Here is a 22307-nt window from a genome sequence, read left to right on the forward strand (position 1 = left end):
TCAGGCGTCCTCGCCGTCAGCTCAGGGGCACGCCGCGCCCTTGAGCTGCAGATAGGCGGCCGAGAACGGCGCATACATGATGACGACCTGGGCCGCCGTCATGACGGCGTTGACCACCAGCGACACGGCCAGCATCGGCCCCAGGGCGCTGAGCAGGCTGGGGACGCTGGCGCCCTCCATGCCGACCATGCGCTCGGCCCCGCCGACCATCAGGCTGAGCGGCGCGGCCACGGCCGATCCCAGCAGGCCGACCAGCATGGCCATGACCCACGCGATGACCGCCATGCCCAACAGGGGCCAGAAAATTTTCTTGTCCGTCATGGCGAAGGCCGACTTCACAGCAATCCGCCCCTCAGCGAAGGTCGCCGGTACGACCAGGCTGAGCCGCACCGACAGCCAGATCACGACCGCCAGCACAGCCAGCGACAACAGGACCACAGCCAGCCACAGCGCCGGCGCGGCCACCGCCAGGGCGGCGACCAGGCTGATGATCATGAAGCCGACGAAGGTCGCGCCGAACATGATCAGGGTGACGATCAGGCTGGCGCCCAGCACCCGCAGCTCGTCCTTGCCAAGGCGCATGTAGCCGAACTTGCGATCCTCGGGCCGGATGACCGATCGGGCGATGGCCGTGCTGATCACGGCGCTGAAGAACAGGCCCAGAGGCACGGCCCAGGCGACGATGACGCCATAGGCCTGCATCAGCGGCTGCATGTCCTCGATCGACGGCTCGGTCTGTCCCTCCAACTGGGAGATCAGAGACATGATGGTGACGAAATGCGACCCCACCAGCAGGAAGAGCAGGCCGAAGAACACGGCGTAGGCCACGGCCCACAGCAGGACGGCGACGGGCGCGCGCCGCGTCAGGCGGAAGCCCTCAAAGGCGCAGTCGGTGGCGGAAAAGATCATGCGGTCGTCCTCGATTCCCGATCAGCCTAGCGCAACCGGACGCGCTTCGTCCTGCGGCGCTTGCGCCAGCAGCGATCGGCAGGCCTCGGCGTAGGGCGCCATGATCACCGTATTCAGGAAGCCATGCAGCCACGACAGCGGCACGAAGGCCGCCAGGGCCCAGGGGATCAGCACGCCCCAATCCACCGTCGGCGGAGCCCCCTGTTCCAGCATGGCCGCCAGGCTGAAGACATTAAGCCCGGCCAGCAGGAACAGGACCACGGCGACGATCACAAGCAGGGCCAATTCGATGGCGAGCACGACGACAACGATAGCCAGGCTCAGCCCCAGCAACCGCAGCACCTGCCCCTTCGACAGCTTCCAGCCCTGAACAAAGGCGAAGTCGCCCAGAGCCACGCTGGCCGGCATGATCAGACAGGCCCGCAGGATGACGCCCCAGACCGCCAGCCCGGCGACAACCGCAACCAGCAGCCCCACGGCGACCGCCGCCGCCTCCGACACGAACCACAGCCCGGCCCCGACGGCGAAGGCGATCAGGGCGATCACGATGGCGGCGGCGTAGAAGCCGATGACCATGGCCAGGCCGACCACGGCGACGCGCACCTCGTCCATGCCGACCTTGAGCCCGGCGAAACGATCTGCACGCTCGGGGAACAGCACTGTCCGGAAGATGGCGGCGGTCACCACCACCCAGATCAACATCTGCAGAATATTCGCCAGCCCCGACAGGGCCTGGAACTGCACCATCTGCTCGACAAAAGCGGCGGAGGGCTCTTCCGACCCCATGTCCGTCAGGGCCATGGCGCCGAACAGGCGCAGCATCAGCGCGCCCACCAGCAGCGACGGCGCCACCGACGCCACGCCCCACATCCAGACCCGCAAAGGTCGGCGTCGCGTCAGCCTGAAACCGGAGGCCAGGGCCTCGCCAATGGAAAACGCCGTGGTCATGGTGGGCTCCTCTTAAGCTTCGTCATACGCCAGACAGCGGCCGCTTCGCCACCCCGCCGCAATGACAGGCTGACGGAAGGCTCCGGGACCGCTAGAAGGCCGCCATGTCGAACGCAGCTTCCACCCCCAAACTCGTCCACGTTATCGGCGGCGGCCTCGCCGGCTCCGAAGCCGCCTGGCAGATCGCCCAGGCGGGCGTGCCCGTCATCCTGCACGAAATGCGCGGCGTGCCGGGCGTCAAGACCGATGCGCACCAGACGGACGGTCTGGCCGAGCTGGTCTGCTCCAACTCCTTCCGCTCGGACGACTGGGAGTTCAACGCCGTGGGCCTGCTCCACGCCGAGATGCGGGCGCTGGGCTCGATCATCATGGAATGCGGCGACGCCCATCAGGTCCCGGCGGGCGGCGCCCTGGCCGTCGACCGCGACGGTTTCTCGCAAGCTGTGACGGCCAAGCTGGAAGCCCACCCGCTGGTGACCATCGTGCGCGAGGAAATCGCCGGTCTGCCGCCGGAGGAATGGGACAATGTCATCGTCGCCACCGGCCCGCTGACCTCGCCCGCCCTGGCCGACGCCATCCTGAAGATGACCGGCGAAGAGAGCCTCAGCTTCTTCGACGCCATCGCCCCGATCATCCACGCCGACAGCATCGACTTCGACATCGCCTGGCGTCAGTCGCGCTATGACAAGGAAGGCCCCGGCGGCGACGCCGCCGCCTACGTCAACTGCCCGATGGACAAGGCACAGTACGACGCCTTCATCGACGCCCTGCTGGGCGGCCCCAAGGCCGAGTTCAAGGACTGGGAAAACGTCCCCTACTTCGACGGCTGCCTGCCGATCGAGGTCATGGCTGAGCGTGGCCGCGAAACCCTGCGTCACGGCCCGATGAAGCCCGTCGGCCTGACCAATCCGCGCAACCCGACGGTCAAGGCCCACGCCATCGTCCAGCTGCGTCAGGACAACGCCCTGGGCACCCTTTTCAACATGGTCGGCTTCCAGACCAAGCTGAAGCACGGGGCGCAGGCCGAGACCTTCCGCATGATTCCGGGTCTGCAGAACGCCCAGTTCGCGCGTCTTGGCGGCCTGCACCGCAACACCTACCTCAACAGCCCGCAACTGCTGGACAAGCAGCTGCGCATGAAGGCCATGCCGCGCCTGCGCTTCGCCGGTCAGGTGACGGGGGTCGAGGGCTATGTCGAAAGCGCCGCCATGGGCCTGTTGACCGGCCGTCTGGCCGCCGCGCAAGCTCTCGGCCGCGACCTGTCGGCCCCGCCGCCTGAAACCGCCATGGGCGCCTTGGTCGAGCACATCACCGGCGGCCATCTGGAAGGCTCCAAGTTCCAGCCGATGAACATCAACTACGGCCTGCTGCCGCCGCTGGAAGCCCCCAAGGTCGACCAAGACGGCAAGCGCATCCATCCCAAGGAACGCGGCCGCGCCAAGAAGCGCCTGCAGAGCATCCGCGCCATGGAGGCCCTGAAGGCCTGGCGGGACGCCTAAGCGATCAGGCCGGGTCGCCTCAGCGCAGCTTGGGCAGACCCGGCCGGAACTGCAACGTCATCAGACCCAGCCCCACCACGCCGACGCCCATCAGGACCCAGGCCCCCGTCAGGTCGGCCATGTGGTCGCGCAGCAGGCCGGCGGCCAACGGCGACAGGCTGGCTATGATGTAACCTCCGCCCTGGACGAAGGCGAGCAGGTCGCCGGACCGGCTCGGATCGTCGATCTGATCCATGGCCAGGATCAAGGTCAGGGGGAAGATGGCCCCGATGCCCAACCCCATGACCACCACGACCGGAACCGCCAGAGCGACCGGCGCGACGACCAGGCCGGCCAGACCGATCAGGGCCAGCACCAGCGCCGTCAGGATCGGCCCGCGACGGTCTGGAAAGCGCGCGATGACCATAGACACGATGATCCCCGCCGCCACCTCGGCCCCGGTCATGCCGCTGAGCAGGTAGCCCGCCGTCGCCCTCGCCTGGCCCAGATCAACATAGAAGGGCGGCAGCCAGGCCAGCACGAGCGTGTAGGCCGATGTCCCCAGCCCCATGATCAGGATAAGGCTCCATGCCCGGCCCTGCTTCCAGAAGGGGATTTCGGGGTGCGTGGTCTCAGCCACGGCCCCCCGGTCGGGTTCCTCCGCCGCCGGATCACGCGCGGCGATCAGCCAGACGACCGCCGCGACAAAGGAGGGAATGGACCACAGGGCCAGCGTCCAGGCCCAGCCGACCGCCTCGGCCAGACCCGCCGCCGTGGCCGCCGCAATGGCCGCCCCGCCCATGATGCCCGTTGTGTAGAGGGCCATCACCGTGCCGAACCGTGTCGGGAAGGCCCGCTTGATCACGACCGGCGCCAGGGCCTGGATCAGGGCCACGCCGACGCCGACGACCGCCGCGCTGGCGATCAGACCCGCCGTGTCGCTCAGCGCCGCCCGCGCCAGACAGGCCCCGCCGATCAGCAGCGCGCCCAGCAGGATGCCGCGCCGCTCGCCCAGCCGCCGACGCAGCGGCCGGATCGACAGGGCCCCGAGACCAATCATCGCCACCGGCAGGGTCGTCAGCAGACTGGCGGCGGTGGAATCCATCCCCGTCGCGCCCTCGATCAGGTCCAGCAGAGGCCCCACGGCCGCCATCGCCGGTCGCAGGTTCAGCGCCAGGGCGAAGATGGCCGCCAACAGCAGCAGGGACGCGCCGCGCGCCGGTTCGGCTTCGGACCGTGCGGTCATCAGACAGGACTCCACTTGAAAATCGCGCTAGTCTCTCGACCTCAAGTATCTCGATGTCAAGATAACCCATGCCCGACAGAGCCTCTCGCGCCGCCGCCCAATGGGCCGTCCAGCGCCCCGATATGGACATGCTGCCGATGGAGGCGCTGGGTCGCCTGCATGAGGCGTCCATCCTGGTGGCACGGGAACGCCAGGCGCCGCTCTACGCCCGTTACGGCTTGCAACAGGGCGAGTTCGACGCCCTGGCCACCCTGCGCCGCTCGGGCGCGCCCGAGGGCCTGACCCCGACCGCCCTTTTCGAGGCGGCGATGATGTCGTCCGGCGGCATGACGGCCCGCATCGACCGACTGGAGAAGGCCGGACTGGTCGAGCGCCGCCCCCACCCCACCGACCGTCGCGCCACCCTGGTGCGCCTGACCGACAAGGGCTTCGACCTGATCGAAACCATCATGCCCGAACACGAAGAAGCGGCGCGAAACATTCTCGCGCCGCTGTCGCTCGATGAGCAGAAAACCCTGAACGGCTTGCTGGCGCGCCTGATCCGCGGCCTCTGCGACTAGACCCGGCCGCGCAGCACCGCCCACAACAGGCGCAGCCGCTTCATCGGTTCCGGGTGATCGAATCCCGCCAGCGTGGCGTGGGCGGTCGCGGGAAAGGCGGCCGCGGGCAGATGTCTCAGCGCCCTGTTGGCGGCGGAGCGCAGCGCCCTCGCCTCGTCGGCTCGTCCCGTCTGCGACAACGCCCACAGACGCCCGGCCTCGACGACGACGGCGTCATGCCCCTCGCCCGCCAGCATCCGGGCCGCCACCTGCATGGGGCCGACGTAGAAGGCGTCCAGATCGTGCGGCTCGCCATGCACCCGGCCGATGTGAGCCTCGATCAAGGCGTCGAAGGGCGCGCGCTCCAGCCCGTGACGGACGGCGGCGGCGGTCAGGGCCTCCAGCACCGGATGGCCGACGCGCGGGGTATTGGCGAAGACGCCATCCATCTGTTCGGCCCACCATGTGTAGCGCATCTCTGCCAGCATGGGCTGGGTGACGCGGGTGGGAATGGACAGCAGTTCCGCCTCAAAGGCGTAGAGGGCGATCAGGTCCGCGCGCGCCTGTTCGTCGGCCACGAACCGGCTGGACAGCCAGCGGTCGGGGTCGGCGGCGCGGACCTGGGAGTCGAGATCAACAGTCATTCCGCAAGGCCATCGGCCATTGCGGCGGACGGTGCAAGCCTCAGCCGAACAGGGTCTGATACATCGCCATCGAGGTCAGCATCGGCAGCGACAGCAACAGGTTGGTGCGGCTGCCCAGCATGGCGATGCGCGCCGCCTTGGCCTTCCTGTCGTCGTCGACGGCGATGATGCCCAGCGCGCGCTTCTGGTTCGGCCAGATCACGCCCCAGACGTTCAGGAACATGACGATAGCCAGCCAGACGCCGATCCCCATCAGGGTGAACTGCTGGTCGCCCGCGTTCAGGCCGCCGGCCAGGCCGAAGGTCAGGACTTCATGGGCATAGACATGGCCACGCGTGAACAGGACGGCGATCCCCGCCAGCACCGTCACCAGCGCCGACCAGCGGAACCAGAACAGGGCCTCAGGCGCGATGTGCTTGCTGACGGCGGGCTTCAGCTCGGCCGGGATGGCGGGCATGACCCGGATCTGCACGAAGTTGAAGTAGTAGAGCAGGCCGATCCACAGGATGCCGGCCACGACGTGAACCCAGCGGAAGACCGCCTGGGCGAAGCCGAGAGCGAAACCGCCCGGCGCGATGCGGCCAAAGGCGAAGATCATGACCCCCGCCAGCAGGATGCTGAGCAGGAAAGTCGTTCTGAAGTTGGAAAGCAGTTTGGCCATGCGCCCCTCCCCGGGTCGGAATCAGGAAGCGTGACCTTACTCCTCCCTCCCCGCTCGGGGGAAGGAGGAGCCTTTTCAGGTGAGCCGAGCCCTTAGGGGCGGCTGGCCATGCCGAACTTGACCGGCTTGGCGTCCTCGTCGATGGAGCCGCCGCGCTTGACGCCCCACAGCAGGATGATCGGCGCGCCGACATAGATCGACGAATAGGTGCCGATGACGATGCCGACCATCAGCACGATGGAGAAGCCGAACAGGGCCTCGCCGCCATACAGAGCCAGGACCGCCAGAACGCCGACGGCGGTGACGCCGGTGATGATGGTCCGCGACAGGGTCTCGTTCAGCGACAGGTCGATCACCTCGCGCAGAGGCATGGTCTTGTACTTGCGCAGGTTCTCGCGAAGACGGTCGAACACCACGACGGTGTCGTTCATCGAATAGCCGATGACGGTCAGAATGGCCGCCACGGTGTTCAGGCTGAACTCGAAGCGGAACAGGACGATCAGGCCGAAGGTCAGGATCAGGTCGTGCACCAGACCGGCCACGGCGCCGAAGCCGAACTGCGGCTCGAACCGGAACCAGATGTAGATGAACATCAGCACGATGGCCGCGCCCAGCGCCAGCAGGCCGCTGGTGAACAACTCGCCCGAGACCTTGGAGCCCACGACGCTGACGCCCGAGTACTTCACCTCGCCTACCGCCTCGTCAATCGCCTTCTCGACCCGGGCGACGACGGCGCTCTGGCCTTCTTCCTCGGGGATCTGGAAGCGGACGATGGCGCTGGCGGCGCTGTCGATGCCCTGGACCTGGACGTCGCCAAGGCCAAGTTCACTGACGGCGCCGCGAACCTTGTCCAGTTCAAGCGTCTGACCGGCGGGCTTGGACACTTCCATCGAGGCGCCGCCCCGGAAGTCGATGCCCAGGTTCAGACCCGGATAGAAGCAGCCGACGATCGCGGCCACGCACAGGATCACCGAGATCACGCCCGCGATGGGCGCATATTTGACGAACCGGAAGTTCGTCTTCTGCGGAAGCAGTTTGATGAGGGGCCATCCACGCATCGCCATCACTCCGCGATCGGCAGTTTCTTGGGCTTGGCGATCTTGAGCCAATACCCGAGCAGCACCTGGGCGACCATCACCGAGGAGAACATGGAGGTGAAGACGCCGATGGTCAGCGTCCAGGCGAAGCCGCGCACGGGCCCCGCGCCGAACATGAACATGATCAGCGCCGCCACCAGGGTGGTCAGGTTGGCGTCGACGATCGTGCCCATGGCCTTGTTGAAGCCGGCGTCCATCGAGGCGATGGCCGATCGGCCGGCCCGCGCTTCGTCACGCATCCGTTCGTAGATCAGCACGTTGGCGTCGACGGCCACGGCGAAGGTCAGCACCAGACCGGCGATGCCCGGCAGGGTCAGGGTCGCGCCGAACAGCGACATGGCGGCAATGATCAGGATGCCGTTGAGGATCAGGCCCAGCACCGACACGCCGCCGAACAGGAAGCCGTAGGCGCCGATCATGAAGACGCAGATCAGGGCGAAGCCGATGATGGTCGAGACCATGCCGGCCTGCACGGCGTCAGCACCCAGCTCGGCGGTGACGACGCGACGTTCCTCGACCTTCAGCGGCGCCGGCAGGGCGCCCCCATTCAGCAGGTTCACCAGTTCGGCGGCCGACTGGATCGTGAAGCTTCCGGTGATCTGGCCCGTGCCGCCGGTGATGGCGCCCTGAATCGTCGGGGCCGAAATCACCTTGCCGTCCAGGATGATGGCGAAGGGTTTGCCGATGTTCTGCGCGGTGGCTTCGCCGAAGCGACGCGCGCCCTGCCCGTCAAAGCGGAAATCGATGGCGGGGCGTCCGTTCTGATCCGAACCGACGCCGGCACGGGTCAGGTTTTCACCCGAAACCAGGATGCGTTTCTTGACCAGATAGGGCGTGCCCTGATCGTCGGTCAGCAGTTCTGCGTCCGGCGGCACGCGGCCGGCCATGGCGTCCTGCAGGCCATTGGTCGAGGTATCGACCATCTGAAAGGTCAGCTGGGCCGTCCGGCCGACCAGACGCTCCAGCTCGGCCGGATCGCTCTGGCCCGGCGCCTGGACCACGATGCGGTCGGCGCCCTGACGGGTGATGGAGATTTCCTTGGTGCCCGAGCTGTCCAGACGACGACGCACGACCTCGATGGACTGGTCCACCGCCGTCGCGCCCATGCCGTTCAGCGTGGCGTCGGTGAAGGCGAAGCGAATGCGGTTGCCGCTCAGACGCGTGGCCGTGCGGTCCGGCTGGCCGGTTGCGGCCGCGCCCGTCTGCGCCAGGTTGCGCAGTTCGGTCAGAGCCGTGTCGAACTGGCCGGGGTCGGTGATCGTGACCACGACGCCACCCGCTTCGCGCTGCATGGCGCCGACGTTGATCTGCTGTTCGCGCAGGGCGACCCGCACGTCTTCCATCAGATTGGTGACGCGCTTGTTGCGCATCTCCGGAACGTCGACCTCCAGCAGGAGGTAGGAGCCCCCTTGCAGATCAAGGCCCAGGTTCAGGCCGTTCTTGGGCAGCCAGCCGGGCAGCGCGTCGCGCTGCGCCTGGCTGAGCACGCTCGGGAAGGCCAGCAGCAGCCCGACAACGAGCGACAGCACGACCAGGGTGACTTTCCAGCGCGCTAGCTGAATCATGTCAGGGCTCTATTTCGGGCGGGCGTCAGCGGCGAGAAGCCGCTCAGCCCTTGTCGTTGGCGGCGATGGCGGTGCGGTTGCGCACTTCGGCGATCATCGCCTTGACCACGCGGACGTTCACGCCCTGCGAGATCTCGACCATGGCCTCGGCGTCTTCGACGCGGGTCACCTTGCCGACCATGCCGTTCGACAGGACGACCTCGTCGCCGCGCTTGACGCCGGCGATCAGGGCCTGGTGAGCCTTCATCCGCTTTTGCTGCGGGCGGATCATCAGGAAGTAGAACAGGATGAAGATCGCGACGATCGGCGCGATCTGCACCACGATGGCCATCAGGCCGCCTTCGGAACCAGTAGGCATGGAAACTCCCCGAACCGGGCCGACCTTGAACGGGGGCCCCATAAGAAATTGAGGCGCGGAACCTAGGGTGAGCCGTGCCGATTTGCAACGCGGCCTAATGCCGAGGCGTCACAGGCGATGCCGCCCGGACACGCCGGGCGGATCATGTTCAGCGCGGCAGAACGCTCAAGGGATCGACAGCGACCGGATCATCGCCGCGCATCTGGCGCGTCTCGAAGTGGATCGAGGGCCGTCCGTCGCCCGCCGTCAGGCCCACCGTGCCGATAGCCTGGCCCGCGCGAACCTCGGCGCCGTCACGCACCGTCGCCGAGCCCAGATGGCCATAGACCGTGCGCCACCCGTCGCGGTGAATGATCAGAATCGTCAGCCCCTGCCCCGGCAGATCGTCGCCCACATAGGCCACCCGTCCCGCCGCGACGGCCTTGACCTCGGTCCCGGCCGAGGCGCCGATATTGATGCCGTTGTTCCGCTCGCCCATGCCGACCGGGCCGAAGCGACGCAGGATGTCGCCACGCACCGGCCACTGCATCACCAGGGCCTGCCCCACGGCCGCGCCCTGCACCGGCGATGCCGGCGTCGAGGACGTAACCGCCCGCGCCCGCGACGGCGGCAGGGCCGCGTTGCCGCTGGGCGGCGGCGGGGGCGGCGGCGCGACGCCGTTGTTGGGGGTCCGCACGCCCACGGGCGATGCGCCTGTCGCATAGGGGTCGGAGCCAGTGTCCACGGCGCTGTCCGGCAGGACGATGCGCTGGCCCGAAGTAATGGCGCCGCGCGGCCCCAGACCGTTCAGGTCGATCAGGGTCTGGACCGGAGTCTGGAAGCGACGCCCCACGCCCGAAATGGTGTCGCCCGGCTGGATGACATAGGTCGCCCCCGGCATGCTGGTCGCGCCTGCAGCCGGCGGCGTCACAGTGATGGGGGCCCCGGTCGAGGGATAGGCCGGACCGCCGGCGGGCGGCAGACCGCCGCCCTCGATGCTGCCCGACGGGGCCCGCGGTCCCTGCTCCTCATAGGGACGCGTGGCCGGCGGGGTCTGCGGCTGCGACGGCTGGGCGTAGTAGGGATTGTTGTTCGGATAGGCCCCCGGCTGCTGCGGCTGGGCCGGATAGCCGCCCTGCCCGCCGACCGGCATGGGACGCGTCGAATAGCGCGGCTCGTTCGGATAGGTCGAACACGCCGTGACCGTCAGCGCCCCGCCGACGACGACCGCCGCCCTGATCCAGCCCGTGAAGCCGCCCATGCGCCCCTCCTTCTTAACCTTGAATTGCCTTCGCCCCCGGTGTGCCCCGGATGCGCGGCCAAGCCAACCCGCCAAACAGCGCCAAAGTGGGGCGGAAAGGTTAACCGCGCGCCGAAACGCGCGCCCCTACCCCTCCTTGGCCGTACCTTCGACCAAGGGCACGAAGCGCACTTCGCACAGGCTTTCGCGGCGGAAGCTGCCGTCTTCCTGACCGGTATATCGGTTCAGCATCTGCACCGAACTGCGGCCTACCGGCGCCACCAGAATCCCGCCCGGCTTCAGCTGTTTCAGCAGTTCCGTTGGTTCATGCGGCGAGGCCGCCGTGACCATGATCCGGTCAAAAGGCGCCTGTTCCAGCCACCCCTGCCCGCCGTCGCCGTGGCGGGTGAAGACGTTGTCGACGCCCAGCAGCTTCAGCTTGTGCTCCGCCTCGGTCAGCAGGCTCTTGTAGCGTTCCACCGAATAGACGAAGCGCGCCAGGCGGCTGAGCACCGCGCACTGATAGCCGCTGCCGGTGCCGATCTCGAGCACGCGGTGACGCGGCTGGACGTCCAGCGCCTGGGTCATCAGCCCGACGATATAGGGCTGGCTGATCGTCTGGGCGCAGTCGATCGGCAAGGCCTGGTCTTCCCAGGCCTGATCGAGGAACTTCTCGTGGACGAACAGCGACCGGTCGATGGATTCCATCGCCTTCAGCACCCGCGCGTCGGTCACCCCCTGCCGCCGCAGCGACAGGATCAACCGGCCCGCGCGGTCGTCCGACAGGCTCATTTTTCCAGCGGTCCCTTGGGGGGCGCGCCGCCCAGCACCTTCTTCAGGTCGTTGACGCTGCGCATGTGCGTCAGGTCGATATGCAGCGGCGTGACCGAGATGCGCCCCTCGTCCATGGCCCGCAGGTCCGTGCCCTCGGCGTGCTCCTGCGGGGCTCCGCGGAAGGCCATCCAGTAGTAGTCGCGACCGCGTAGGTCGGTTCGGCGAATGGCGTGCATCTCGCCGATATCGCGGAAGCCCTGCTTCGTCACCTCGACCGCCTTGACCAGTTCCGGGGGCAGCTTGGGGAAGTTGACGTTCATGACCACGCCGTCCTCCCACTTCTGCTCCAGCAGCCTGGCGATAATGCCGGGGGCGAAGGCCTCGGCCGTCTCCCAGTGCGCGGTCACGTCGTCGTGGAAGCGTTCCAGCGACTGCGACAGGGCGATGGAGCGGATGCCGAAGGCCATGCCCTGAAGCGCGCCGGCCACCGTGCCGGAATAGCTGACGTCCTCGCCGACGTTGTGGCCGCGATTGACGCCCGACAGCACCAGATCGGGCCGCTCGGGCATCAGGTCGTTGACCGCCAGGATGACGCAGTCGGTCGGCGTGCCGGTCACGGCGAAGCGCTTGTCGCCTAACTGGTTGACGCGCAGCGGCTCGGTCAGGGTGATCCCCCGCCCCTTGGCCGACTGCTCGGTCTGGGGCGCGACGATCCAGACGTCGTCCGACAAGGTGCGAGCAATCTTTTCAAGGCATTCAAGGCCTTCCGCCTCGATGCCGTCGTCATTGGTAAGAAGGATACGCATTACTTGGAAACCGAACCCACCGTGGTCAGGCCGCCCATATAGGGCAGCAGCGCGCTCGGCACGGCGATAGAGCCGTCCTCCTGCTGATAGTTCTCCATCACCGCGACCAGGGTGCGGCCGACCGCCAGGCCCGAGCCGTTCAGGGTGTGCATGAACTCGGTCTTCTTCTCGCCCGCGCGCTTGAACCGGGCGTCCATGCGCCGGGCCTGGAAGTCGCCGCAGTTCGAGCAGGAGCTGATCTCGCGATAGGTGTTCTGCGACGGCAGCCAAACCTCGAGATCATAGGTCTTCTGCGCGGAGAAGCCCATGTCGCCCTTGCACAGCAGCACCTTGCGATAGGGCAGCTCCAGCGCCTGCAACACCGCCTCGGCGCAAGCAGTCATGCGCTCATGCTCGGCTTCGGAGTCCTCGGGACGGCAGATGGAGACCATCTCGACCTTGGAAAACTGGTGCTGGCGGATCAGGCCACGCGTATCGCGCCCCGCCGACCCGGCCTCGGCCCGGAAGCAGGGCGTCAGGGCCGTCAGACGCATGGGCTCCGCCACCTCGTCTTCGCCCAGGATCTGCTCGCGCACAAGGTTGGTCAGGGAGACTTCGGCGGTGGGGATCAACAGATGCTCGCCCGAACGGAACAGGTCTTCCTCGAACTTCGGAAGCTGGCCCGTGCCAAACATGGCGTCGTCCTTGACCAAGTAGGGCGGCGCGACTTCCAGATAGCCGTGCGTGCCGGTCTGCAGGTCCAGCATGAACTGACCGATGGCGCGTTCCAGACGCGCCAGCTGGCCCTTCAGCACGGCGAAGCGCGAGCCGGACATCTTGGCGGCGGCTTCAAAGTCCAGCAGGCCCAAGGCCTCACCCAGGTCGGCGTGATCCTTGGCCGGACCGGTCGTGCGGGGTTCGCCCCATTTCAGGACCTCGACGTTGTCGTTCTCGTCAGCGCCGTCCGGCACGTCAGCGGCGGCCAGGTTCTTCAGACCCGCCAGAAGATCGCGCAGTTCGGCGCCCTTGGCGGCTTCGGCCTCGCCCGCTTCGGTGATCTCGGCCTTCAAGGTTTCGACCTCGGCCTTCAGCCGGTCGGCCTCGGCCATGTCCTTCTTGCCCATGGCGGCTCCGATGGCCTTGGAGGCGGCGTTGCGCCTGGCCAGGGCTTCCTGACCCGTGGTCTGGGCGGCGCGCAGGTCGACGTCCAGCGCCAGAATGCGGGCCACCACGTCTGCGGCGTCCTCCACCCCGCGCGACGACCAGCCGGCGACGAAGGCTTCGGGGTTGTCGCGGATGGCTCTGATGTCGTGCATGGCGTCAATCTTCGGACGTTCGAGAAGAAGCCGAAGGCTGTAACGCCCCGAGCGGAGTCGGGCAAACCCCTAAGCGCGCCCACCTTCGCCTGATGCCGTCATCCCGGACGCCTCGCAGAGGCGATCCGGGACCCAGGCGGCGGATTTCAAACGCGACAGGCCCCGTATATCTTTGACGCCTGGGTCCCGGATAGCGGCTGCGCCGCTTCCGGGATGACGGCAGGTGGGCGTCAGCGCTTCGCGGTCACCCTGATCTCGACGCCAATCGCCTTGGACACCCAATCGCCGCCCGCGTCTGACATCATGCCGAGGTCCAGCGCTGTGCGGTCCAGCTCCAGCTTACCGGCCACCGTCGCCACGCCGTCCGCTTCGTCGAAAGTGAAGGGCAGGACCACCGACACGGTGACGGTCTTGATCCGCAGCGTCCCCGTCGCCTCAAAGCGGTTTCCGCCCAACGCCTTGAACGTCGTCGCCTCGAAACGCGCGGTCGGATAGGCGCTCGGGTCGAACCATTCGGAGCCTGTGAGGCTGCCTTCCTGCGTTGCGTCGCCGGTCTTCGCCGTGCCGGTCATGACCAGAACCACGGCCCTGGAGCCCGCCAGATCGGCCGGATCGAACCAGACCTGACCCTCCCATTGCTCGAATCGCCCCTTGAAGGCCTTGCCCGCGTGGGTTCCGGTGAATTCGATGCTCGAGGCCGCCGGGTCGATGGTCCAGGCCGTCGCAGACCCCGGCGTGACCGCCGCCTCGACCTGAGCGGGCGCCGTCGCGGCGTGGACCTCGGCCCCTGCCCCTTCGGCCAGAGGCGCGGGCTTGGCCGCTATGCCGCCCGCGACGGCCAGGGCCGCGATGAAGCCCAAGCCGGCCAGACGCTCGGTCCGGCGCAGCAGGGGCTTGGGCTCAGGCGCAGTCCGCCCCTCGCCGTGCTTCAGCACCGGGATCATGTGGGCCAGAACCCCGTCGCGATTGATGAACTGATGCTTCAGCGCCGCCCCGACGTGCAGGACGATCAGCACGACCGCGCCCCAGGCCATCAGGCTGTGCGCCCCCATAGCTTGGTAGGCCACGGCCCGGCGTAAACCCGCCGCCGCCTCGCCGATAAAGGGCAGGTGCGGCACGGTGAAGAGGCCGAACCAGCTGGTCGCCACGGCCAGCGGCGTATCCGTCGCCACGGCCCAGCCCGCCGAAACATAGAGCCAGCCGGTCAGCGGCAGGGCCAGCATCAGGCCATAGAAGGCCGCATGGGTCGCCCGCGCCGCGAACGTCTCCCAGGTCTTCATCTCGGCCGGCATCCCCGGCGTCCGGTGCGTCAGTCGCCAGACCAGCCGCAGGGCCGTCAGCGCCAAAATCAGGAAGCCCACCGACTTGTGAATCTGAAACACACGATAGGCCAGCGCCTGACGGCCCGGCTCATTGATCGCCTCGCTCATCCACCAGCCCATCGGGATCATGGCGATGATGGCGATCGCGATGGCCCAGTGCAGGGCGATGGCGACGGGGGTGTAGCGGCTGGCGGGCATCACAAACTCACAAAATACACCCGTCATCCCGGACGCCCCGCAGAGGCGATCCGGGACCCAGACGCCAGAGCCAGGCGCTGTAGCCCTGAGCTCCTATCCGACGCCTGGGTCCCGGATCAGCCTGTCGGCTGTCCGGGATGACGGCAGAGGGGCCAGAAATCAGGCGGCCGGTGCGGCCGGAGCCACCTGCTGCAGGAACTCGGCGTCAAAGCGGATGGTGACCTCGTCGCCCACCGGGCCCAGCGCCATGCCGAAGTCGGTGCGCTTGAACTTGCCTTCAGCCGCGAAGCCGAGGGTCGGCACCTGCATGAAGGGGTGCTTCTCGATCTCGCCGTTGAAGGTGGCGTCCAGGGTCACCGGCTTGGTCACGCCCAGGAAGGTCAGGTCGCCCGTCACCTTGGCCGTGCGCGGACCGGTCAGCTCGACCTTGGTCGACTTGAAGGTGATCTGCGGGAAGGCGCCGGCATTCAGGAAGTTCTTGTTCTTGGCGATGTCCTCGCTCCAGGTCTTGAAGCCCGAACCCGCGTGGGTGCCGGTGTAGTCGCCCGGATAGTTGGCGTCGACCGAGGCCGGATCGATGCTGACCTCGACCGAGCTGTTGGCCAGGTTGGCCGGGTCCAGCGTGATCTTGGCGTCAAACTTGTTGAAGCGCGCGGTGTAGTTCGAAATCGTGTTGTGCGGCAGCGACCACTGCAGCGAGGCGTGGGTCGGGTCCATGATATAGACGCCGGCCGGGGCCTTCAGTTCGACCGGGGCGGTCGAGGCGGCGTCAGCGGCGGGCGCACCCGTCTTGTCGGCGGCGGGGCTGCAGGCGGCCAGCAGGGCGGCGGCCGAGACAGCCAGGATGGCGACTTTAATCTTCATTGGGAGGACCTCGTTGATTGTTCAGGACTGGACACGAGGCCCAGAAACGGTTGCTCTGTCCGTCGGCGCGCCGTTCGGACTGCAACAGTATAAGTTGCGATTACGGAGCTTCAAGCCCCGTTCGTGCAAAAATGCGGATTGAGGTGCGCCTTGCGTGTCGCCCGCCTATCTTGCGACTCACATGCCCATTCGTCGTCTCCCCCCCGAAACCGTCAACCGCATCGCCGCCGGCGAGGTGGTCGAACGCCCCGCCAGCGCCATCAAGGAACTGGTCGAGAACGCGCTGGACGCGGGGGCCTCGCGCGTCGAAATCCAGGCGGACGGCGGCGGCCTGGCCCGCATCCTGATCGCCGATGACGGCAAGGGCATTCCGAAAGACGAGCTGCCTCTGGCAGTCGAACGTCACGCCACCTCCAAGCTGGAGCCCGACGACGCGGGCGACGTGGACCTTTTGCGCATCCACACCCTCGGCTTCCGCGGCGAGGCCTTGCCCTCCATCGGCTCAGTCGCGCGGCTGACCATCACCACCCGCGCCCGCGACGAGGCCGACGCCTGGGCCGTCACCGTCGATGGCGGCGATCAGCGCCCGGTGGCCCCCGCCGGCTTCCCTGGCCCGCACGGCGCCCGGGTCGAAGTCCGCGACCTCTTCTACGCCACCCCCGCCCGCCTCAAGTTCATGAAGTCCGAGCGGTCCGAGGCCATGGCCATCTCGGAAGAAATCAAGCGTCAGGCCATGGCGCATGAGGCCGTCGCCTTCACCCTGTCGCTGGACGGCAAGGTGACGCTGCGCCTGCCCGCCGAGCATCCGGGTTTCGAGGGCCGCCTGAAACGCCTCGGCGCCCTGCTGGGTCGCGACTTCGAAGCCAACGCCCTGCTGATCGATCAGGAGCGCGACGGCGTGCGCCTGTCAGGCTATGCGGGCCTGCCGACCTATTCGCGCGGCAATGCGGCGCACCAGTTCCTGTTCGTCAACGGCCGCCCGGTGCGCGACCGCCTGCTGCAAGGCGCATTGCGCGGCGCCTACGCCGACTTCCTGGCCCGCGATCGCCACCCGGCGGCGGCCCTCTTCCTCGACATCGATCCGCTCTACGTCGATGTGAACGTCCACCCCGCCAAGGCCGAGGTCCGCTTCCGCGATCCGGCCCTGGTGCGCGGCCTGATCGTCGGCGCCCTGCGTCACGCCCTACACGCGGCCGGTCACCGCGCCTCGACCACGGTCGCCGCCGACGCCCTGTCCGGTTTCCGTCCGCATACGGGCGAGGCCCTCTACAGCCCCACCTCCCCCTCGGCCCAGTCGTTTGGCGCCGCCGCCCCCGGCTGGAGCGGCTGGCAGGGCTGGTCGCAGCCGGCCGCCGCCGCCCAGAACCTGCCGGGCCTCAACGAACGCTCCGCCCGCGTCGAGCACACCTGGAGCGGTGAAGCCGCCGCCCCCAGCTTCCGCACCTTGGGCGAGATCCAGGCGGAACACGCCGGCCAGATCGCGCCCGGCGCCCAGGCCCCCGCCGACCTGATCGACTATCCCCTCGGCGCCGCCCGCGCCCAGCTGCACGGCACCTATATCGTCGCCCAGACCCGCGATGGTCTGGTCGTGGTGGACCAGCACGCCGCCCACGAACGCCTCGTATATGAACGGATGAAGGTCCAGATGGCCGACGGCGCCGTCACCCGCCAGGCCCTGCTGACGCCCGAGGTGGTCGAACTGGACCCCGCCGAGGCCGAGCGCGTCGCCGCCAAGGCCGAGGAACTGGCCGAGATGGGCCTGATCGTCGAGGCCTTCGGCGTCGGCGCCGTTCTGGTCCGCGAAACCCCCGCCCTGCTCGGCGACACCGATGTTCAGGGCCTGATCCGCGACATCGCCGACGACCTGTCGGAACACGGCGCCGCCCTGTCGCTGAAAGAGCGCATGGCCGAGGTCTGCGGCACCATGGCCTGCCACGGCAGCGTCCGCGCCGGCCGCGTCCTTTCCGCCCCCGAAATGAACGCCCTGCTGCGCCAGATGGAGGCCACGCCCCACTCCGGCCAGTGCAACCACGGCCGCCCGACCTATGTGGAGCTGAAACTCAACGATCTCGAAAAGCTGTTCGGGCGGCGGTGATCCGGCCCACACAAACCCGCTCATCCCGGCGAAGGCCGGACCCAGATTGTAAGACTCAGGTCTGATAGATCTTGCCGCAGCAGGCCTTTCAACCAACCGCGACGTTTGCATCTGGATCCCGGCCTTCGCCGGGATGAGCGAAAAGAGGTTCCATGTCCCCCTCCGTCCTCTTCGTCTGCCTCGGCAACATTTGTCGCTCGCCGCTGGCCGAGGCCGCCTTCCGCGAAGAGGCCCGCCGCCTGAAGCTGGACGTCATTATCGATTCCGCCGGCACCGGCGGCTGGCACGTCGGCGAACCGCCCGATCCGCGCGCCCAGGCCGTGGCTCGCAAGAACGGCGCCGACATCGCCGCCCTGCGCGGGCGTCAGGTGAAACCCGCCGACTTCCGCCGCTTCACCCATATCGTGGCGCTGGACGAGGACAACCTCGCCAACCTGCGCCGCCTCGCCCCGCCCGACGCCACTGCCGACCTCAGCCTGCTGCTGGATCACGTCGAAGGCCGCGAGGGGCAGCCAGTGGCCGATCCCTATTTCGGCGACGACGACGGCTTCAACGTCACCTGGGCGGATGTCGCCGCCGGCGCGCGCGGTCTGGCCCGGAAGCTGCGCCGGGGCGATTGAAACCGGGCCACGGCCTCGCTATCTGTCGCCCCACACCTGTTGGGACTGTTTATGTCTGAGAATGTGTTCACGGCCTGAGGCCCGGACGCTGAAACCCGTCCGAGGCCGCTCGTAACGCCCCGCGTCTGAATGATCGACGCCGGGCGCACGCTGACGCCTGTCCCGGACAATCTGAAATGAACATCTCCCGTGCGGAACAACGCACGCTCCACGCCCTGGCCCAGGGCGGTCGCATCCTGCTGGAACGCGACGATCAGGGCCGCATCATCGCCGCCCGCTGCTTCACCCGCGAAGGCTGGGTGCTGGACGGCTGCGATCTCGAGCAATGGCGCAGCCTGAAACGCAAGGGCGTCATCAAGTCGCGCAACGGCGGCCCCTATGTCGTCAATCGCGACGGGCTGAGCCGCCTGCGCAGCCAGTTGGACAACCGCGTCTCAGGGCGCGGTTTCTAGAACCCTGAGGAAGAGGACGCGTGCGGCGCCATAGTCGCGCGCGTCCAGACGCTCATAGCCCGGCGTGTCGATGTCGGGCTCGTCGGAGCCGCGCTCGAACACCACGATGGCGCCCGGCTTCAGCCACTGGCCTTCGCGCAGCCGCTCCAGCGTCTGTTCGCCCAGTCCCTTGGCGTAGGGCGGATCGAGGAAGGCGATGTCAAAGGCCTCGCCCACCGAACCTGGGCGCTCGCCCAGGTCGATGGCGCTACGGCGATGCACGCGCGCTCGGCCGAACAGGCCATAGGCGTCCATGTTCTCGCGGATCACGCCACGCGCGCCGTCGTCGATCTCGACGAACAGGGCGAAGGCCGCGCCGCGCGACAGGGCCTCAAAACCCAGAGCCCCCGACCCGGCGTAGATGTCCATCACCCGCAGGTCGTGCAGATTCTCGCCCCATGCCGCATGTTCCAGCACGTTGAAGATGGCCTGACGCGCCCGATCCGATGTCGGGCGCGTATTCTGGCCCTCGGGCGCGATGATGGCGCGCCCCTTCAGGCTGCCGGCGACGATCCGCATATTCAGCCTTCTCCCGGCGCGTACATGGCCTCGACCTCCGCGCCGGTCAGACGCGGGCGGTCGCCGGCGAAGTCATAGTTTGCGGGCTTGGAGTCGATGTAGATCTCGTCCTCGAAGGGGAAGGCCGAGGGATCGTCGAAGGCCTGGACCGAGACCATGGTCATCCCGCCCGCCTTCAGACGCCAGAACAGGCCCGTCCCGCAGGTCGCGCAGAACTGACGCTCCGCCCATTCCGAAGAGTCGTAGGTGGCGACGAGACCGGCGACCTCGAGGCTGTCGCCGCAGTTGACGCTTAGCGACACCCCGCCCGAAATCCGGCGACAGCTCTCGCAATGGCAGGCGTGCATGCCGCCCTGCGGCGCGGCGGTGAAGGTCACCGCCCCGCACAGGCAACGGCCCGCCAGACGCGCGCCCTCCTTGGCCTCGACCATGGTCTGCCCTCCGTCCACCCCTTAGCCGCGGTCGCGCGGACCGCCGCGACCGCCCGAAGGCTTGCCGCCAAAGGGTTTGCCGCCGCCGGGACGCGAGCCGCCGCCCGGCTTGCCGCCGAATCCGCCGGGCTTGCCGCCCGAGCGCGGTTTGAAATCCCGCTGGGGCCGATCGCCGAAACCGCCTTCACGCGGTTTGAAATCGCGTTGCGGACGGTCGCCGCCCGAGCGCGGCGCACCGTCGCGGGGCTGGAAGTCACGCTTCGGACGATCGCCGAAGCCGCCTTCACGCGACTTGAAGTCACGCTGCGGGCGGTCGCCGTCTGCACGCGTGGCGCCGTCGCGAGGCTTGAAATCACGCTTGGGACGGTCGCCAAAGCCACCTTCACGCGGCTTGAACCCGCCCTTGGCGCCGTCGCGCGGCGCGCGGCGGTCGTCGATGAACTGGTCGCTGCGAGGCTCGCGGCTGAACGGCCGGCGCGGACGATCCGACCACTCGCCGCCATGGGCGGCTTCAGGCCGCGCGCGCGGCTTGAAGGTCTTGGTGTGCTCGAACTTCGGCGTCGCCTTGGCCCAGCCCTCCTTCTTGGCGGGCCGTTCGCGGCGGTCGACCGCGTCGGCCTGCGCCTCCGTGGCGGCGCGGACGCGGCTGGGCTTGCGCGAAGGATCCGACATGGCCGACCCCGACTTGCCCGTCACGATCGGCGACGAGGTGCGGCGACCGGGGATCGGCGCGGGGGTCGAGACGGTGTTGCCCGTCGGCAGGTTCTCGGGTCGGATGTGGTCGGCCAGCATCTCGCGGATCACCCGCGGACCGACTTCCTCGACCGCCCCGACCGGCAGGGTACCGAGCTGGAACGGGCCATAGGCCAAACGGATCAGACGGTTCACGGTCAGGCCAACCGACTCCAGAACCTTGCGGACCTCGCGGTTCTTGCCTTCGGTGATCGAGACGCTGATCCACAGGTTGGCCGACGACTTCTCGCCCTCGCCCTTCTCCTTGGCCTTGTCGATGGTCGCTTCCATCGGGCCGTAGTGGACGCCGTCTATGGTGCAGCCAGTCTTCAGCTTGTCCAATTGCTCCTGGGTGATGCGGCCACGGGCGCGCGCCCGATAATGACGCACCAGGGCCGTATCCGGCATTTCCAGCGCCCGGCTAAGCTCGCCGTCGTTGGTCAGAAGCAGCAGGCCCTCGGTGTTCAGGTCGAGACGTCCGACCGAGATCACGCGCGGCAGGCCGCTGGGCAGGGCGTCGAACACGGTCGGGCGGCCCGCCGGGTCGTTGTGGCTGGTGATCAGGCCGGCCGGCTTGTGATAGCGCCAGACGCGCGTCGCCTGGGCCGAGCCCATCGGCTTGCCGTTGACGGTGATCACGTCGTCGCGTGTCACCAGGGTCGCCGGCGTGTCCAGAATACGGCCGTTGACCGCGACCTTGCCCAGGCCGATCAGGCGCTCGACCTCACGGCGCGAGGCGATGCCGGCGCGGGCCATGGCCTTGGCGATTCGCTCGCTGCGCAGCGGAGCAGCCGGTTCTTTCGCGGTTTTCGGGCCGCCCTTGCCGGCGCCCTTGGCGAAGGGCTTGTCGCCGCGATCGTCCTTGCGGTCGCCGCGCGGCGGGCCTTTGCGGTCTCCGAAGCCGCCCTTGTCCGGGCGCGCGTCGGCGAATTTACGGGGGCCGCGCGGGCCGTCATCTTGACGGGAGCGGGGCTTCTTGTCGTTGTCTTTGGGATGGCGATCCATGATGAGCGGTTCATGAGCATGGCGCTCGACTTGGCGCAAGCGGCGGCGCAAGCGGGCGAAGTGCCCGTGGGCGCGATAATTGTCGACGAAATCACCGGCGAAGTGCTTGGCCGTGGGCAAAACGGCCCCATAACCGCCCATGATCCGACGGCTCATGCCGAAATCGTCGCCCTGCGAGATGCGGCGGCGAAGTTGCAGAATTATCGCCTTACGGACCTCACCCTCTATGTCACGCTGGAACCCTGCGCCATGTGCGCCGGCGCTATCAGCCACGCCCGCATCGGTCGCGTGGTCTGGGGGGCGGACGATCCCAAGGGCGGCGCGGTGATCCACGGCGGGCGCTTCTTCGACCAGCCGACCTGTCACTGGCGACCGACGACCGAGGGCGGGGTTCTGGCCGAGCCCGCTGCGAACGCCCTGCGCTCCTTCTTCCGGGCGCGACGCGGAACACGCGCCGCAGCGGGGCGTTGACGCGATAAGCTTGACCTTGG

The 22307-nt window shown here is 68.1% G+C and carries 23 protein-coding genes; 6 read left to right on the plus strand and 17 right to left on the minus strand.

Annotated elements, in window-relative coordinates; all coding sequences use genetic code 11:
* Positions 1 to 21: 21 nt before the first annotated feature.
* Together ACI2KI_RS03475 and ACI2KI_RS03480 are read right to left on the minus strand one after the other, a co-directional pair.
* Positions 22 to 909, minus strand: a complete 888-nt coding sequence (locus ACI2KI_RS03475) for a hypothetical protein (protein ID WP_404617768.1) — start codon at positions 907 to 909, stop codon at positions 22 to 24.
* Between the two features lie 21 nt (positions 910 to 930).
* Positions 931 to 1857, minus strand: coding sequence for a hypothetical protein (locus ACI2KI_RS03480; RefSeq protein ID WP_404617770.1), 927 nt, complete (start codon positions 1855 to 1857; stop codon positions 931 to 933).
* 104 nt (positions 1858 to 1961) lie between these two features.
* Here ACI2KI_RS03480 and trmFO point away from each other — a divergent pair, with 104 nt between their 5' ends.
* Positions 1962 to 3356, plus strand: a complete 1395-nt coding sequence (trmFO, locus tag ACI2KI_RS03485; protein WP_404617772.1) for a methylenetetrahydrofolate--tRNA-(uracil(54)-C(5))-methyltransferase (FADH(2)-oxidizing) TrmFO — start codon at positions 1962 to 1964, stop codon at positions 3354 to 3356.
* A 19-nt stretch (positions 3357 to 3375) separates the two neighbouring features.
* Here trmFO and ACI2KI_RS03490 read toward each other — a convergent pair whose 3' ends face one another.
* On the minus strand, positions 3376 to 4581 hold the full coding sequence (locus ACI2KI_RS03490; RefSeq protein WP_404617774.1) for an MFS transporter: 1206 nt from the start codon (positions 4579 to 4581) through the stop codon (positions 3376 to 3378).
* 68 nt (positions 4582 to 4649) lie between these two features.
* On the opposite strand from ACI2KI_RS03490, the gene ACI2KI_RS03495 reads away from it, so the two are divergent.
* Positions 4650 to 5141, plus strand: coding sequence for a MarR family winged helix-turn-helix transcriptional regulator (locus ACI2KI_RS03495; protein WP_404617776.1), 492 nt, complete (start codon positions 4650 to 4652; stop codon positions 5139 to 5141).
* Here the strand turns inward: ACI2KI_RS03495 and ACI2KI_RS03500 are convergent.
* The 11 genes from ACI2KI_RS03500 to ACI2KI_RS03550 form a co-directional block, all read right to left on the minus strand.
* Positions 5138 to 5764, minus strand: coding sequence for a squalene/phytoene synthase family protein (locus ACI2KI_RS03500; RefSeq protein ID WP_404617778.1), 627 nt, complete (start codon positions 5762 to 5764; stop codon positions 5138 to 5140). The genes ACI2KI_RS03495 and ACI2KI_RS03500 overlap by 4 nt on opposite strands.
* A gap of 40 nt (positions 5765 to 5804) precedes the next feature.
* The gene (locus tag ACI2KI_RS03505) at positions 5805 to 6425 is read right to left on the minus strand and encodes a hypothetical protein (protein WP_404617780.1); all 621 of its coding nucleotides are present in this window, start codon (positions 6423 to 6425) and stop codon (positions 5805 to 5807) included.
* A 92-nt stretch (positions 6426 to 6517) separates the two neighbouring features.
* The gene (secF, locus tag ACI2KI_RS03510) at positions 6518 to 7489 is read right to left on the minus strand and encodes a protein translocase subunit SecF (RefSeq protein WP_404617782.1); all 972 of its coding nucleotides are present in this window, start codon (positions 7487 to 7489) and stop codon (positions 6518 to 6520) included.
* A complete protein-coding gene (secD, locus tag ACI2KI_RS03515; protein WP_404617784.1) occupies positions 7489 to 9087 on the minus strand; it encodes a protein translocase subunit SecD in 1599 nt (532 codons plus the stop codon). Before secD ends, secF begins: the two co-directional genes overlap by 1 nt.
* 43 nt (positions 9088 to 9130) lie before the next feature.
* On the minus strand, positions 9131 to 9445 hold the full coding sequence (gene yajC / locus ACI2KI_RS03520) for a preprotein translocase subunit YajC (protein WP_292082982.1): 315 nt from the start codon (positions 9443 to 9445) through the stop codon (positions 9131 to 9133).
* Between the two features lie 148 nt (positions 9446 to 9593).
* A complete protein-coding gene (locus ACI2KI_RS03525; RefSeq protein ID WP_404617786.1) occupies positions 9594 to 10685 on the minus strand; it encodes a peptidoglycan DD-metalloendopeptidase family protein in 1092 nt (363 codons plus the stop codon).
* A gap of 126 nt (positions 10686 to 10811) precedes the next feature.
* Positions 10812 to 11456: a protein-L-isoaspartate(D-aspartate) O-methyltransferase gene (locus ACI2KI_RS03530; RefSeq protein ID WP_292082984.1), complete on the minus strand. Its 645-nt coding sequence runs from the start codon at positions 11454 to 11456 to the stop codon at positions 10812 to 10814.
* On the minus strand, positions 11453 to 12244 hold the full coding sequence (gene surE, locus ACI2KI_RS03535; protein ID WP_404617789.1) for a 5'/3'-nucleotidase SurE: 792 nt from the start codon (positions 12242 to 12244) through the stop codon (positions 11453 to 11455). The genes ACI2KI_RS03530 and surE overlap by 4 nt, the downstream gene beginning before the upstream one ends.
* Positions 12244 to 13539 (minus strand): serine--tRNA ligase, encoded by a 1296-nt coding sequence (gene serS, locus ACI2KI_RS03540; RefSeq protein WP_404617791.1) that lies wholly within the window; start codon positions 13537 to 13539, stop codon positions 12244 to 12246. Before serS ends, surE begins: the two co-directional genes overlap by 1 nt.
* A 230-nt stretch (positions 13540 to 13769) precedes the next feature.
* Positions 13770 to 15059: a YceI family protein gene (locus tag ACI2KI_RS03545; protein WP_404617793.1), complete on the minus strand. Its 1290-nt coding sequence runs from the start codon at positions 15057 to 15059 to the stop codon at positions 13770 to 13772.
* A 159-nt stretch (positions 15060 to 15218) separates the two neighbouring features.
* Complete coding sequence (locus tag ACI2KI_RS03550) at positions 15219 to 15923, minus strand: YceI family protein (protein ID WP_404617795.1); 705 nt, start codon at positions 15921 to 15923, stop codon at positions 15219 to 15221.
* A gap of 181 nt (positions 15924 to 16104) precedes the next feature.
* On the opposite strand from ACI2KI_RS03550, the gene mutL reads away from it, so the two are divergent.
* The 3 genes from mutL (at position 16105) to ACI2KI_RS03565 (ending at position 19090) form a co-directional block, all read left to right on the plus strand.
* Positions 16105 to 18018, plus strand: a complete 1914-nt coding sequence (gene mutL, locus ACI2KI_RS03555) for a DNA mismatch repair endonuclease MutL (RefSeq protein WP_404617797.1) — start codon at positions 16105 to 16107, stop codon at positions 18016 to 18018.
* Between the two features lie 152 nt (positions 18019 to 18170).
* Entirely contained in the window at positions 18171 to 18638 is a 468-nt protein-coding gene (locus ACI2KI_RS03560; protein ID WP_404617799.1) for a low molecular weight protein-tyrosine-phosphatase, read from the plus strand.
* Between the two features lie 176 nt (positions 18639 to 18814).
* On the plus strand, positions 18815 to 19090 hold the full coding sequence (locus ACI2KI_RS03565) for a YjhX family toxin (RefSeq protein ID WP_312062563.1): 276 nt from the start codon (positions 18815 to 18817) through the stop codon (positions 19088 to 19090).
* Here the strand turns inward: ACI2KI_RS03565 and rsmD are convergent.
* From rsmD to ACI2KI_RS03580, 3 genes are read right to left on the minus strand one after another with little or no spacing between them, the layout of a single operon-like run.
* Positions 19073 to 19648, minus strand: coding sequence for a 16S rRNA (guanine(966)-N(2))-methyltransferase RsmD (rsmD, locus tag ACI2KI_RS03570; RefSeq protein WP_404617801.1), 576 nt, complete (start codon positions 19646 to 19648; stop codon positions 19073 to 19075). The two genes, ACI2KI_RS03565 and rsmD, sit on opposite strands and share 18 nt — an antisense overlap.
* 2 nt (positions 19649 to 19650) lie before the next feature.
* On the minus strand, positions 19651 to 20079 hold the full coding sequence (locus tag ACI2KI_RS03575) for a GFA family protein (protein WP_404617803.1): 429 nt from the start codon (positions 20077 to 20079) through the stop codon (positions 19651 to 19653).
* Positions 20080 to 20100: 21 nt separating this feature from the next.
* Positions 20101 to 21816, minus strand: coding sequence for a pseudouridine synthase (locus ACI2KI_RS03580; RefSeq protein ID WP_404617805.1), 1716 nt, complete (start codon positions 21814 to 21816; stop codon positions 20101 to 20103).
* Between ACI2KI_RS03580 and tadA the strand changes: the two genes are divergently transcribed.
* Positions 21805 to 22287: a tRNA adenosine(34) deaminase TadA gene (gene tadA / locus ACI2KI_RS03585; RefSeq protein ID WP_312062570.1), complete on the plus strand. Its 483-nt coding sequence runs from the start codon at positions 21805 to 21807 to the stop codon at positions 22285 to 22287. The two genes, ACI2KI_RS03580 and tadA, sit on opposite strands and share 12 nt — an antisense overlap.
* The last annotated feature ends 20 nt before the right edge of the window (positions 22288 to 22307 follow it).

Source organism: Brevundimonas sp. NPDC046655, assembly GCF_044901625.1.
GTDB lineage: Bacteria > Pseudomonadota > Alphaproteobacteria > Caulobacterales > Caulobacteraceae > Brevundimonas.

Bases quoted from the DNA above. Each gene is read 5' to 3' on its own strand.
- ACI2KI_RS03530 (WP_292082984.1), bottom strand. From the start codon at position 11,456: ATGAGCCTGTCGGACGACCGCGCGGGCCGGTTGATCCTGTCGCTGCGG.
- ACI2KI_RS03560 (WP_404617799.1), top strand. From the start codon at position 18,171: ATGTCCCCCTCCGTCCTCTTCGTCTGCCTCGGCAACATTTGTCGCTCG.
- ACI2KI_RS03495 (WP_404617776.1), top strand. From the start codon at position 4,650: ATGCCCGACAGAGCCTCTCGCGCCGCCGCCCAATGGGCCGTCCAGCGC.
- trmFO (WP_404617772.1), top strand. From the start codon at position 1,962: ATGTCGAACGCAGCTTCCACCCCCAAACTCGTCCACGTTATCGGCGGC.
- serS (WP_404617791.1), bottom strand. From the start codon at position 13,539: ATGCACGACATCAGAGCCATCCGCGACAACCCCGAAGCCTTCGTCGCC.
- ACI2KI_RS03475 (WP_404617768.1), bottom strand. From the start codon at position 909: ATGATCTTTTCCGCCACCGACTGCGCCTTTGAGGGCTTCCGCCTGACG.
- ACI2KI_RS03500 (WP_404617778.1), bottom strand. From the start codon at position 5,764: ATGACTGTTGATCTCGACTCCCAGGTCCGCGCCGCCGACCCCGACCGC.
- ACI2KI_RS03545 (WP_404617793.1), bottom strand. From the start codon at position 15,059: ATGCCCGCCAGCCGCTACACCCCCGTCGCCATCGCCCTGCACTGGGCC.
- mutL (WP_404617797.1), top strand. From the start codon at position 16,105: ATGCCCATTCGTCGTCTCCCCCCCGAAACCGTCAACCGCATCGCCGCC.
- ACI2KI_RS03550 (WP_404617795.1), bottom strand. From the start codon at position 15,923: ATGAAGATTAAAGTCGCCATCCTGGCTGTCTCGGCCGCCGCCCTGCTG.
- secF (WP_404617782.1), bottom strand. From the start codon at position 7,489: ATGGCGATGCGTGGATGGCCCCTCATCAAACTGCTTCCGCAGAAGACG.
- ACI2KI_RS03565 (WP_312062563.1), top strand. From the start codon at position 18,815: ATGAACATCTCCCGTGCGGAACAACGCACGCTCCACGCCCTGGCCCAG.
- ACI2KI_RS03480 (WP_404617770.1), bottom strand. From the start codon at position 1,857: ATGACCACGGCGTTTTCCATTGGCGAGGCCCTGGCCTCCGGTTTCAGG.
- ACI2KI_RS03580 (WP_404617805.1), bottom strand. From the start codon at position 21,816: ATGGATCGCCATCCCAAAGACAACGACAAGAAGCCCCGCTCCCGTCAA.
- ACI2KI_RS03490 (WP_404617774.1), bottom strand. From the start codon at position 4,581: ATGACCGCACGGTCCGAAGCCGAACCGGCGCGCGGCGCGTCCCTGCTG.
- tadA (WP_312062570.1), top strand. From the start codon at position 21,805: ATGGCGATCCATGATGAGCGGTTCATGAGCATGGCGCTCGACTTGGCG.
- ACI2KI_RS03525 (WP_404617786.1), bottom strand. From the start codon at position 10,685: ATGGGCGGCTTCACGGGCTGGATCAGGGCGGCGGTCGTCGTCGGCGGG.
- rsmD (WP_404617801.1), bottom strand. From the start codon at position 19,648: ATGCGGATCGTCGCCGGCAGCCTGAAGGGGCGCGCCATCATCGCGCCC.
- secD (WP_404617784.1), bottom strand. From the start codon at position 9,087: ATGATTCAGCTAGCGCGCTGGAAAGTCACCCTGGTCGTGCTGTCGCTC.
- yajC (WP_292082982.1), bottom strand. From the start codon at position 9,445: ATGCCTACTGGTTCCGAAGGCGGCCTGATGGCCATCGTGGTGCAGATC.
- surE (WP_404617789.1), bottom strand. From the start codon at position 12,244: ATGCGTATCCTTCTTACCAATGACGACGGCATCGAGGCGGAAGGCCTT.
- ACI2KI_RS03505 (WP_404617780.1), bottom strand. From the start codon at position 6,425: ATGGCCAAACTGCTTTCCAACTTCAGAACGACTTTCCTGCTCAGCATC.
- ACI2KI_RS03575 (WP_404617803.1), bottom strand. From the start codon at position 20,079: ATGGTCGAGGCCAAGGAGGGCGCGCGTCTGGCGGGCCGTTGCCTGTGC.